We start from the raw sequence: 11,096 nt of genomic DNA, 5'->3' as shown, positions 1-11,096 counted from the left end.
CGCCTCCAGTGTAAAGGAACTATTCAAATTGTAAATGGCTGTTTTCAGTTGACCAAAATTGGCGTTTTTCGCCTGACCCGGAATGGCGATTATCGCCTGACGCTAACAAGAGTAATAATCAATAATAAATAGTGTGACAGCACCTATAATGATAATTCCAAAAGAAAAAACATCCCATATATCAAACATCGGCTCTGAAATATACTTTGAAAGAGTGATATTGATCGCAAGGCATAATGGAATTGCCAACAACAAAGAAAATGCCGCTGCCTTTAATTTGTGAGTACTCAACCTCTTGAAAATCAAGTAAACACACCACAGATAAGCGGTCGAGAGCAGACACACCTTAATGCCTATGGACAGTATTAAACCACTGTCGCCAATGATTTTACTTATTACATATAGGAACGGAATGATTATAATACTAAACGATACTAAAGAACAGCGTATTCCTTTGTTCCCGTATTTTACAAGTGGCACAAATACCAGCCATGCAAAAAGACATGAACTGATTGGATATAGTGACCAGGTAAATGTCCCTGATATTGCCATATCACAAATGGAGCATACAATAATACCAAGCAACAGCAATACCGAAAACGAGATTGTTAAAACATTCTGGAAAGATACCATCTTTCGCTTAGCTGATTTCTCTGCATAAATTAAAGCGTTATCGACGGTTTTCTCAATATCTTTAGAGAGAGTTTCGCTCCTTTGACCATTAAGCAATTCACCTGTTGTCACGCCAAGAATATCAGCGACAGAAGTTAAAAGGGTAATATCTGGACAACTTAAACCTCGCTCCCATTTTGAAACAGCCTTGTCGGTAATATGTAATTGAGCTGCTAAATCTTTTTGTGTTAATTTTTTCTCTTTTCGCAATTCAGCAATGAATTGACCTATTTTGTTTTCGTCCATATTCGAGTTCCTTTCTTTTGCTGTGAGTATATGTCTATAATATATTCACCATATTCAAATATCAACCGACCAATGGTTGATGTTGATAAATAAACCTATGGTAGAACATCCCACCTATACTGTATCATGCTTTTTATCCGCCTCCGCTATCACATTATATTATAACTCTGTCCCGGTGGGACAACAAAGATGCCTTAGAAAGCCCCGCATCGGGACACTTTGTCCCAATATTCTTTCTATATTCTAACTCTCTATGCCTATAATCGCAACTGTTATATGAAATTAAACATTCAGTAGTATGAAATTATATACCGTTCAAATACTATCACCCGAAATATAAAATTACATTAGGTGGTAATAGTATGAAGTATGAACGAGACGAGCGCAAGTTTGACTTTCACGATATAGGACTTGCAATAAAGAAAACTCGTGAGCGTGAGGGCATGACACAGGAACAACTGGCCTCCATTATTGATCGTGATCCCCGCACCGTCATGTACCATGAAAATGACGGCCAGCATCCCAGCTTAAATGTGTTTTATCAGTTGGTAACAATGTTCGGATTGTCGGTGGATCAATTTTTTTATCCCGACACAAGCGCAGATGATGCCTGCAAAAAGAGAATTGATATTCTATTAAAGTCCTTGGATGAAAAAGAGCTCCGGCTGGTAGAGACTATCATTCGGGCAATCAAAGATGCCAAAGAAACGGAGGATGCGTAAGAAAGCATGACCTCCGTTTTTTTTGCGCCATGTTGCGGGTTACGCGGTTTCGGCAAGCAATTCGGGTGTGGCCACACTCCGAAATTTTCACAGGCCGCAGGCCCGTGAAAATGCTTGTTGGGGAGCTCCCCAAACCCGCAGGACTTCGGGACAAATTGTCCCAAAGTCCCGGCGCAAGCGCCTGTTGGTTGCGGCCCGGAGCTAACGCTCCTGGGCCTTATTCCGCTCGTCCGTATGGCCGAGCAGATAGTCGATATTTCCCTTGACCGCCACGGCCTCCCGCATTTGCCGCTGGGCCTCCCGATACTTGGCATATAACGCCTTTTTCTTTTCGGAGAGTTCCTGGCGTTTCTTTTTCAGCACATCCATTTTGGGGAGCCTTGCCCCGTCCAAAAGCTCACTCATAGTAGCGCGGGCCTTGCGATAGGCGGCAAGCTCCGCCTCATGCTCGGCCAGATACTTTTTACTATACCGGGCCGCCTTATAGCCATCGAACACCGGGCGCGTCTTTGCATAGTCCACCGTGGCCCCCATGAGCTGGGTTGTCTCGGAAAGGGCCGCCTCGGTGTCCCGCAGCTCCTCGCCCAGTTTGTGAAAACGATCCACCGCGGCCTCGGTGCTGGCCGACAGCGCCGCATAGTCTGTCAGCTCATGCTCCCGAAGATACTGGAGCGCGGCAGCCATCTGCTTTAGATTGTAAACTTTGGCCCACCGTTCATAGCCCGGCCCCTTGCCCTGGGCCATGCGCTCTTGAATGTCGATGATATCGCGCCGATGGGATCGCCGCCTGTGGCAATTCCTTGAATGAGCACCGCATAGATGCCCACGCACAGCAGGATCAACAGCCCCTGGAATCCGATGGCAAACAGGGACTTCAGATAGTTCTGGCCCATGCTCCCCATTTCCCGGTTGGACAGGGTAGCCACCGGGATGGGCGCTAAACTGGTCAGCATATAGATTTCCAGCATATCGTAAAGGGGCAGTATAACTGCGTCAGCGATACCCGCACCTACAAAAAACCGTTCATCCCCGTGGTGATGGAGTACCTGCTTTTGTTCCACAAGCAGGACGCGCTCCTTTTCCCTTACGCGGTGCGCCAGGAGGCCGCTGTGGATCTGCGGAAGGAGGACATTCCCGCTCTGACCTGGCACCATCTGGTTCGGCTGACCATGGAGGAGTGTGGCGGACGCGCCAAACTGTCCGACCTTGGCGATTTCCTGGCAGCCCACCCCAAAGCGAAGAAGAACCCTCATTTCCGGGACCGGATCAGAGCTACGGTCTATGAACACCGGGATCAGTACATTTCATGCGGAAACGGTGTGTATGCGCTCAGTTACGCGGTGGCATGACCGCCGCTGTGGAGGAACCGATATGGAAAACCAATATATGACTGCCCAGTGCAGAAACATGATCGTCATTCTCCAGACCTTTTTAACGGCCTGTGAGTTGGCTTCTCTGGAGGATGACGGAGTTTTGTCCCGTGCGGAAGAAAAGGCCCTGCAAAAGATCCGAGCTTCCGCAGGACGATTTCAAGCAGAGCTGGAAAAAATCATTACACAAGACAGGAGGTAGCACAGATGCGCGCTTATTTTCGCTCCCTGAACGAAGTGCTTGGCTCGCCCCTGGCACAGGTGGCAGGAACATTCCACAAGGACCGCAGCGGGTCCCACAGAGTTTTGAAGTCCACCAAATTGGAGGATGCCGTTTATCGGGACCTGCGTCACGGCGATGATGACCTGGACGCACTGGAGAAAAGCTGTGGGGAGAAGCTGTCTACCTTTCCCGCCCTGAGCCGGGATATTTACCAGAGCTTTTACTCCCTGAACGTGCGCAGGCAGCCGGAGGAGTCTGTTTCTCAGCAGGCCCGCCGTTTCAATGCCCCCATTCTGGAGGAAGTCATGGGGGGTGAGGACTACCCTGCGATCAAAGCGGCTTGCGAGGGCCGACAGCTTCCCGCCTATGAGGCTGCCGCCGAATTTGTCAGCCAGGTCGCCGGAAACCTGGATGACCTGCTGAAAAAAGCCAGCGGAGAAAAACGCGCTCTAAATACGCTGGAACACCTGGAGCAGCGGCGTGACGAGAGCTTGGAAAAGCTCCAAAAGCTGATGAAACAAATTGCCGAGGCCGGACCGGAACAGCTTCCTGAGCTGGAGAAGCAGGCCGTCAAGGCCGCCAATCAGGCCCAGAGCCAGATCAACCAGACAGAAGCCGTGGGCCGTATGGTCCGCGACCAGATGCTCCAAAATAAGGAGACCGTCTCCTGCTGTATCGCGCAGGCGGTACAGGCGGCGGCAGAGAAAGCCGAAAGCGTTTCATCGGCGCTTCTGGCCTGGGGGTATGGCCCTGACAGTAACGATCCGGAGCGAAGAGCGGCGGATCTGGAACTGGCTGCCCGCGTCGGCAAGAGTCCCACGCTCATGGAGGTGGCCCGCCATCTGGGACGGCTGAAGGAGCTGATGGACGGCAAACGAAAAAATGGCTATGCCTACGGCCGCGGCGAGAAATACAGCCTGGAGCTGGGCGGCGACATCAACCGGGCCATCGCCTCGGAGTTCGCCATGCTGGCCGCACCGGAGACCTTGCCGCTTTTCCTGCGAAAGCTCCAGCAAAAGGCGCTCAAGCAGTATCAGCGCCGGGAGCCTATCTGCAAAGGAAGCGGAGACATCATCTGTATGCTGGATGAATCCGTCTCCGCAGAAAGCCAAGCCCCATGGTGCAAGGCGGTGGCTCTGGCCCTGCTGGACATTGCCATGCGGGACCAGCGCCGGTTTGCTGTGATCCATTTTGCCGGAGTTGGAGATGTCCAGACGGATCGCTTCCTGCCGGGACAGTATGGCCGGGAGGATGTCCTGCGCTGTGCCGAGACCTTCCTGAACGGTAACACCGACTACGAGACGCCGCTGCGGGAGGCCCTGCGCCTCATGGAGCAGGAGGGATTTGAATATGCCGACATGGTGTTCGTCACGGACGGAGAATGCGCCTTACCGGACAGCTTCCTGGAACAGCTGAAGGCGGAACAGTCCGTCAAGGGATTCCAGATCACCGGCATCCTGTTGGATCAGGAGGGTGACGAGTTTGAGTTCAGCCTTCGGAAGTTCTGCACCAATGTTTACCGCACCAGCCAGCTCTCCCGCGACCAGATCGCGGAGCAGTTGGTAGTGAGCCGAATTGCGTAAAAGCTGCAATGTTCGGTTGCAAGAGCATAAAATCCTTGCTATAATCGAAATTCAGAAAGAGGTGAGCAAAATGGCGGACAGTCGTTATACCCTCATGCACAAAAATACGCCTGTGGCCGACCTCCGGTTAGATATGGACACCGGCGTGATCCGGTCTGTCGGCCATGTTTATAACGCACTCCATGTTCCGGTAGGTATCCCTGTGAAAAAGGGAGTCGTTGACAGGAGCGCCCTCAATACATGGTGGACCGGCCGGGCCATTCCGGTCAGCCGTGACCGCATCCGGGACGCCCTGCAAGAGCTGGAGCTGGCCTCCACACAGCTGCTCCTGGACAAATGCCTCGGACTGAGCCTGTCTGACCAATATTGGATCTGTCCGGCATCCGGCGGTGTGCGCTGGGATGAGGTAAACTTTTTCCAAAACGCCTTTTCCGATGATGTGGGCAATATCCTGTTCGGCCGCGGCTCGTCCAGCGGCCGGATAAGCCTGATGTCCCCGGACAATACGTCAGACGGCTGGCTGAAGAAAAAGTGGACTATTCTGGATGGCCGCCGGTGCCTGATGAAAGGCGGAAGCGGCGCCACCCAGCAGGAGCCCTACAATGAGGTGCTGGCCAGCTCTGTGATGGAGCGTCTGGGCATCCCCCATGTGACCTATACGCTGACGATCCAGGAGGACTACCCGTACAGCGTATGCGAGGACTTTATCACCCCGGAGACCGAGCTGATCCCGGCGTGGTATGTCATGCAAACAGCAAAACGGCCCAACCATGTCTCTGTCTATCAGCACTACCTGGACTGCTGTGAGGCCCTTGGCATTCCCGGCGTCCGGGAGGCAGTGGATCGGATGATCGTGCTGGACTACCTGATCGTCAATGAGGACCGGCACCAAAATAACTTCGGTGTGGTGCGCAATGCTGAGACGCTGGAATATTTGGGTACCGCCCCGATTTACGACAGCGGCACTGCATTGTGGTTCGACAAGCCCACCAGCATGGTTGGGAGCGGGCGGGTCACCTGCAAGCCATTTAAGGACCGTCATGAGGAGCAGATCAAGCTGGTATCTTCCTTTGACTGGCTGGATCTGTCCAGGCTGGACGGTATTGAGGAGGAATGGATGGAGCTGACCAAAGGTTCCCTGTTCCTGGATGAAGCCCGCCGTACCGCTGTAGCCCGTGCCCTGCGTGGGCGCATTGAAACACTCAAGGAGATCTCCCGTTGCGGCATCCACGCCGCTTGGGGAACAGGCCATGATGTGACGGAGGATATTCGTTACAGCGACTCTGGCTGATTTTCTAAAATGTATGGTCAAATGTAAAGCAGACCGGGGAATATCCCCGGTCTGCTTTTTTGATGTGAGGTAAAAATGGAAGCGGCTATATGCCTCGCCGCGAAACAAGCTACCTTGGTTCCATGTTTGAACGTGTAGAGCCTGTGCCCGCATATTCAGGGAAGCGAAGCCGTACCGCCTCAAAGAAATAGGGTTGAAACCCGCAGCAGAATATCTCGTCCGGCAGGAAGGCCGCAGAGACCTGTTCATCCTCTGGCCGTTCCTGCCCATAGCCGTTCCACAGGTTAAATGCCAGCCTAGAGATTTTTTTGCTCGTGCCGGTCTGCCAGCCGTCGGCCAGCGCCTCCGGGCAGATGTACCATTCCCGCCAGTCAAACAGGCTGGAAAAGTGGCTCCGTGTATCAGCACACAGTCCGCACAGGTAGAGAAACGACTGAAAATAACTGTCTGGAGTATGCCCGGATGCTGCGGCCTGCTCCAATTTCTCTTGGAAAAACGCCTCATGTGCATCGTCATAAAAATATACTGTCATGTGTTTCCATGGCCTCCCTTTACCTGCCCTAAGTAGGAATAAATGGATACAAGCGCATCCAGGCCGTCGTCTCTGCGCTTGAGCAGCGTCCGCGGTGCCAGGTGCATTTCCTGCTGTAATTCTCCCCAAGTTTTCCCCTCAAAATAATACTTTCTGATTACTTCGGCCTGCTTTTCTTCCAACTGGGAAACATAGAATTCCAGTTTGGAAAGTTGCTGCTCTACAGAATGCAGCTCCTGTGCGATTTCCATGACGGTTTCCTGATTGAGACGGTCTTTCTTATCCCGGAATTGGGTAGCGATCCGCATGGTCTTGTCTGAAATAAAGCCGGATGGCCGGATGCAGTCGCTGACTAGGCGTGAAAGAGACATGCAGTCAATTACTTCATCGTCCGTAATTCTAGCGGGATGGTCCAACTCATATTGGAGCAACATGACTTTTGTTTTAAGGATTGGGTACTGCTTCAGTTCTTCGATGACCTGTGCCTTTATTTTCTTGTCCGCCATAATAATTCCCACCTCTCAGCCAAAGTAAACCGTTTCGGCACAATGGGAAACCATCATATAAAAGCAATATAGTAGAAAAAGGGGCACAGAAACTGGTTGCACATGAAGCATGATGTGGCTATACGAGTTTTCTGGATTTTTGCTCCGTCTTACCCACATTCCGCCTCGTCATTTTTGAGGCCTGCCTTGATAGAACCCCGTGTGCCGTTTCCATTAGAATAAAGGAACATCATGGAATTAAGATGGTCAGAAAATGGAATTAAAATAAAATTTTTTAGATTTCATTTTTGGCTTTTATAAAACAACAGTATTTTGTCACAAAAGCGCCAAAATGCTATTTTCCACTACTACGGAGCGAAGCAATAACCAGCGCCTTTGATTGTTTTAATATAAGTGCTATCTTTGGATGAAATCTTTAGTTTTTTTCGGATGGAACAAACCATATCAACAACACTTTGGCATCCGTATATGCTGTTTTCACTCCAGAGCCGCTCATAAATTCGTTCTTTGGAAAAAACAATGGAAGGGTTACTTGCAAGAAGGTAGAGGAGCTTAAATTCCAATGCTGTCAAAACAACCTCCACACCATCTATCGTAACTTTCTGACGTAAAGGGTCCATCATGATTCCTTTATGTACGATTTGTACAGGTGGCGCACTCCCCAGAGAGTACTCGCTCAAGGATGGGCGGCGGAGCAGCGCACAAATTGCTGCACACACTTCTTCCGAAACGCGTTCCGTAAGGCACATATCAAAGCCGCGAATCAGTAAAGAGGAACGGTCCTCTGAAGCACAAATAGGAAATGCAAGCAATAAGGTGTTTCTGGTGTGCTTGAGATCTAGCAGCAATCCAATCAGACGAGAGGAATCTTCTGTATCCATATCCAATGCAATCGCGTCGAATGTATAGAGCACCATTTGATGGACTGCATCCTGAATCGTTGGTGTAATATGGGTATCAATTCTGCTCCCCCTCAATAGTGTTCGGGTATGTTCTGCCTGTTCCTTTTCTTTCTCAATCAACAGAACGCGTGTTCCTGAAATGACGCTGCCCGTATTGTTTCCTCCTTTTGTGGGTATCATAATGGTCAATGTTGATTGTATTCCTACTATTACAGCATAATTAAGGGCCGGAAGCAAATGCCTCCGGCCCTTTGTCCATAATGTTGAATCCTGCTTGCCCTACGATATCCTGCCAGAAGCGCATCAGGATTATAATCACTTGGCTGTGGATAGCGCTACTCCGAAAATGAGGGTGAAACCGTTGCCGGTATCAATGTCGACTCCGGCACCAACAGCCCGCTATACAGCTGAGGATGGTGTACTTAGCCAACTCTATCGCCATTACCGGTTGTCCTTATTTACAAGTCCAGATGTAAACTTATTCTAAAATCCTACAAGATTAGCGTCTGCGAAGTCCTGCTAGGCAGATCATCTTGTTTCACAAATTTTCCCACCTTTTTGTGCAGAAATCAATATGCCGCCGTAATCAGAATAATTTTATACTATTATACAAATTTCAGCGGCGAATAACAAATTTTAGAAGTCTATATAAATAAAATATTCATGTTATTAGCGGACATTAAGTGAAAATAATCGGGTATCATCAGATAAAGAGAGGTGATGACCTGATGGATAGCGGCTACATTGCACATCGTATTACCCAGCTTCGGATGGCTCGCAATATCTCAGAGTATCAGATGTCGTTGGAACTGGGACACAGCAAAAGCTATATCCAGAGTATTACCTCAGGAAAGTCCTTGCCATCGTCCCAAGAATTATTTAATATTGCGGATTATTTTGATATGAGTATGTCTGAGTTCTTTGATGAGGGAAATGTCCTGTCGCCCACCGTGCAGAAGGCCATCAACGCCATCCGGAAGCTGAACGAACAGGACGCGGCCCTGGTGCTGTCTATGATCCAGCGTCTTTCCCTCCCACTGCAGAAGGATGGCGCGGAATGTCAAGGCGAGGCAAAATAAAAGAGCCCGAGGGTGGGGCGCCAGTGCGGCGTCCCCTCTCGGACTTTTTCAATTGACCGTGTCTGCGGTCGGAGCAATAATCAGCTCTATTTGGAAGGATTTGTGTCACAATAGACCGGGGGCGTCCCGCACTCTACTGTCTCGCCCGGAAAGCAATGGCCGCAATACTCCCAGATGCCGGAAACATCCAGGCAACGCTTGAATGTGGCATAAGTGGACCTCCAAGCACCAGTCGAAGGGTCCTGCCGCATATCAAAGGGTTCCCCCATCTGCGAGCAGGCGCCGCTCATGCAGACAGGCGGCAGGCAGCTCATCGCCGCGTCCACCACGGCCTCCTCCACATAGTCTCCCGGCTTTGCGGCGGCATAGTCGAAATCATCCAGAGTGAAAACGGCCTTCTCTCGATAGGTCATCTCAAAGTACTCCTCTCGGTTTGATTTTTATGCGGTGGCCTAACTCGTTCCATTAGGAATGCGGGCCGCAGATTTACCGGGTCTCCTCATTGGGCGGACGGCGATAGATCTTCATCTTGCGTGCTTCGATGTCATATACAAAATTGCTCTCACGCCACCGGCCCCGAAAGAAGGGGATGCCCTCCCAACGCCCGCTGCTGTCCACGGCGATGATGCCCCAGCAGCTGTATTCCGGGCCGCACTCCCACCAGGCGGGAGTGCCGTCCATCTCCTGGAGCTGCGCCAGGGAGAGCGGCAGGTTTACACGGCTTTCGTCCTCATCCGGGTCATAGTCTGTCCAGAGGCAGCAGTGGGCACAGGCTCTCATTCCCCAGCCCAGGCAAAGCGGATAGGGATTGCGTGTCTCCGAACGGTAACACGGCGGTTGGTTATCTGGACGCTTGACCGCTTGGGAGGCTTTGACGGTCGGCCCATCCTTCTTTTCCTTGTTCATTTTGCTCCTCCATTCCAGCATTTCAAGCGGCCTTTTGATGGACGCGGAGGCCCGCCGCTCTGATCCGAAGCTCGTCCGACAGATAGCGGAGGGAGGTAAACTCCTCGTCCAGGTCGGTGAGTTCGCGCTTCAGGACACTCTCATAATTCCGCTTCTTTTCCTCCAGGCCTTGGATACGCGTGACCCAGCGATCCATGATCCTGGGGCTCTGGCTCCCGCTCTGGATCAGGTGGGTGACGCGCTCCTCATACTCGGCGATCTCCTTGCGGACAGACCGGTAGAAGGCGGCGGTCATTTTCTGACGCTGCTTGGCGTCGTCCACGACATAGATGCTGTTGACCTCCAGCGGGTCACGGTCGGGGCGCTTGAGCTGGTTGTGCTCCTCCAGCATCTCCACAAAATCCTCAAACACCTGCAATCTGGCGGTAAAGTCCCGGGGGATGAAAAAGAAATGCCCCCGGCCTATTTTGACGGCCTGCATGGAGTCCACATAGTTCTCCAGCAGGGTCTCGATCTGCCGCCGGCCGGCGCAGTTCTGGTAGAGTTCAAAAAGCCTCTGCGCCTCCATGCAGTACGGAAGCGGGTCGATGTGAAGGTCAGAAACCAGGTTATCGTAGGAGAACAGCTTGCTGGTCTTGCTAAAGGTGATGTTGGCCAGCTTACGGTATTCATTGGTGTCCTCGTGTACGGTCTCCTTGACCAGCTCGCGGGAGATCACAGAGGCGTTTCCCCCCTTGTTGTCCCGGCAATATACCTTGAAGATCTGCGGGCCGCTGTCCGTTTTTACGACCCGGCGCTCGTAAATATCGCCGGTGGCGGAACGAAAGGCGTCGCCCATGGCAGTCCGATTGCTCCTGCCCCTGGGAAATCCTACGGCGTCGCACAGGCCTTCCAGTTCGTCCCGGTCGATCAGGATGCTGGAGAGCGAGTAGTACAGTACCTTTCCCAGAACATCTCCGCTATCCCGAGAAACGGCGGCGAAGTCTTCAAAACGGATGGTTTTCTCATGGTTCAACATTGTTTTTTACCTCCAAAATCAAATCTTTGGCTGCCTTTTGATCGCA

At 51.4% G+C, this 11,096-nt stretch carries 13 protein-coding genes and 2 pseudogenes; 6 read left to right on the top strand and 9 right to left on the bottom strand.

Annotation, left to right across the window (positions count from 1 at the left end; all coding sequences use genetic code 11):
- Positions 1–102 precede the first annotated feature (102 nt).
- The gene (locus B5F88_RS10850; RefSeq protein WP_087345721.1) at positions 103–918 is read right to left on the bottom strand and encodes a helix-turn-helix transcriptional regulator; all 816 of its coding nucleotides are present in this window, start codon (positions 916–918) and stop codon (positions 103–105) included.
- A gap of 362 nt (positions 919–1,280) precedes the next feature.
- Between B5F88_RS10850 and B5F88_RS10845 the strand changes: the two genes are divergently transcribed.
- Complete coding sequence (locus tag B5F88_RS10845; RefSeq protein ID WP_087345718.1) at positions 1,281–1,640, top strand: helix-turn-helix transcriptional regulator; 360 nt, start codon at positions 1,281–1,283, stop codon at positions 1,638–1,640.
- 201 nt (positions 1,641–1,841) lie between these two features.
- Here the strand turns inward: B5F88_RS10845 and B5F88_RS10840 are convergent.
- Together B5F88_RS10840 and B5F88_RS10835 are read right to left on the bottom strand one after the other, a co-directional pair.
- Positions 1,842–2,405, bottom strand: a pseudogene (locus B5F88_RS10840) (hypothetical protein); the annotation flags it as partial.
- Positions 2,405–2,608 (bottom strand): annotated as a pseudogene (locus B5F88_RS10835) (hypothetical protein); the annotation flags it as partial. The pseudogenes B5F88_RS10835 and B5F88_RS10840, both read right to left, overlap by 1 nt.
- 141 nt (positions 2,609–2,749) lie before the next feature.
- Between B5F88_RS10835 and B5F88_RS21070 the strand changes: the two are divergent.
- The 4 genes from B5F88_RS21070 to B5F88_RS10815 all read left to right on the top strand — a co-directional run bounded on the left by B5F88_RS21070 (position 2,750) and on the right by B5F88_RS10815 (position 6,107).
- Entirely contained in the window at positions 2,750–2,989 is a 240-nt protein-coding gene (locus B5F88_RS21070; protein WP_204246225.1) for a hypothetical protein, read from the top strand.
- A 22-nt stretch (positions 2,990–3,011) separates the two neighbouring features.
- Positions 3,012–3,212 carry a hypothetical protein gene (locus tag B5F88_RS10825; RefSeq protein WP_087345715.1) on the top strand — a complete coding sequence of 67 codons (201 nt, stop codon included), beginning with the start codon at positions 3,012–3,014 and terminating at the stop codon, positions 3,210–3,212.
- 5 nt (positions 3,213–3,217) lie between these two features.
- Positions 3,218–4,816, top strand: a complete 1,599-nt coding sequence (locus tag B5F88_RS10820) for a hypothetical protein (protein WP_087345712.1) — start codon at positions 3,218–3,220, stop codon at positions 4,814–4,816.
- A 70-nt stretch (positions 4,817–4,886) separates the two neighbouring features.
- Positions 4,887–6,107, top strand: coding sequence for an excisionase (locus B5F88_RS10815; RefSeq protein WP_087345709.1), 1,221 nt, complete (start codon positions 4,887–4,889; stop codon positions 6,105–6,107).
- 109 nt (positions 6,108–6,216) lie between these two features.
- Here the strand turns inward: B5F88_RS10815 and B5F88_RS10810 are convergent, their stop codons facing one another.
- The 3 genes from B5F88_RS10810 to B5F88_RS10800 form a co-directional block, all read right to left on the bottom strand.
- On the bottom strand, positions 6,217–6,639 hold the full coding sequence (locus tag B5F88_RS10810; RefSeq protein ID WP_087345706.1) for a DUF6075 family protein: 423 nt from the start codon (positions 6,637–6,639) through the stop codon (positions 6,217–6,219).
- A complete protein-coding gene (locus B5F88_RS10805) occupies positions 6,636–7,145 on the bottom strand; it encodes a hypothetical protein (RefSeq protein WP_087345703.1) in 510 nt (169 codons plus the stop codon). The genes B5F88_RS10810 and B5F88_RS10805 overlap by 4 nt, the downstream gene beginning before the upstream one ends.
- A 347-nt stretch (positions 7,146–7,492) precedes the next feature.
- Complete coding sequence (locus B5F88_RS10800) at positions 7,493–8,167, bottom strand: response regulator transcription factor (protein ID WP_162612167.1); 675 nt, start codon at positions 8,165–8,167, stop codon at positions 7,493–7,495.
- A gap of 608 nt (positions 8,168–8,775) precedes the next feature.
- Between B5F88_RS10800 and B5F88_RS10795 the strand changes: the two genes are divergently transcribed.
- Entirely contained in the window at positions 8,776–9,126 is a 351-nt protein-coding gene (locus B5F88_RS10795; protein WP_087345695.1) for a helix-turn-helix transcriptional regulator, read from the top strand.
- Positions 9,127–9,212: 86 nt separating this feature from the next.
- On the opposite strand, the gene B5F88_RS10790 is transcribed toward B5F88_RS10795, so the two are convergent.
- The 3 genes from B5F88_RS10790 to B5F88_RS10780 form a co-directional block, all read right to left on the bottom strand.
- Positions 9,213–9,539: a hypothetical protein gene (locus B5F88_RS10790; protein ID WP_087345692.1), complete on the bottom strand. Its 327-nt coding sequence runs from the start codon at positions 9,537–9,539 to the stop codon at positions 9,213–9,215.
- A 73-nt stretch (positions 9,540–9,612) separates the two neighbouring features.
- Positions 9,613–10,032, bottom strand: coding sequence for a hypothetical protein (locus tag B5F88_RS10785; protein ID WP_140402092.1), 420 nt, complete (start codon positions 10,030–10,032; stop codon positions 9,613–9,615).
- Positions 10,033–10,054: 22 nt separating this feature from the next.
- A complete protein-coding gene (locus B5F88_RS10780) occupies positions 10,055–11,050 on the bottom strand; it encodes a DUF6744 family protein (protein WP_087345687.1) in 996 nt (331 codons plus the stop codon).
- Between the last annotated feature and the right edge of the window lie 46 nt (positions 11,051–11,096).

The sequence above is a fragment of the Flavonifractor sp. An306 genome, from assembly GCF_002159455.1.
Lineage (GTDB): Bacteria > Bacillota > Clostridia > Oscillospirales > Oscillospiraceae > Flavonifractor.
This window is presented reverse-complemented; position numbering and strand designations above follow the sequence as displayed.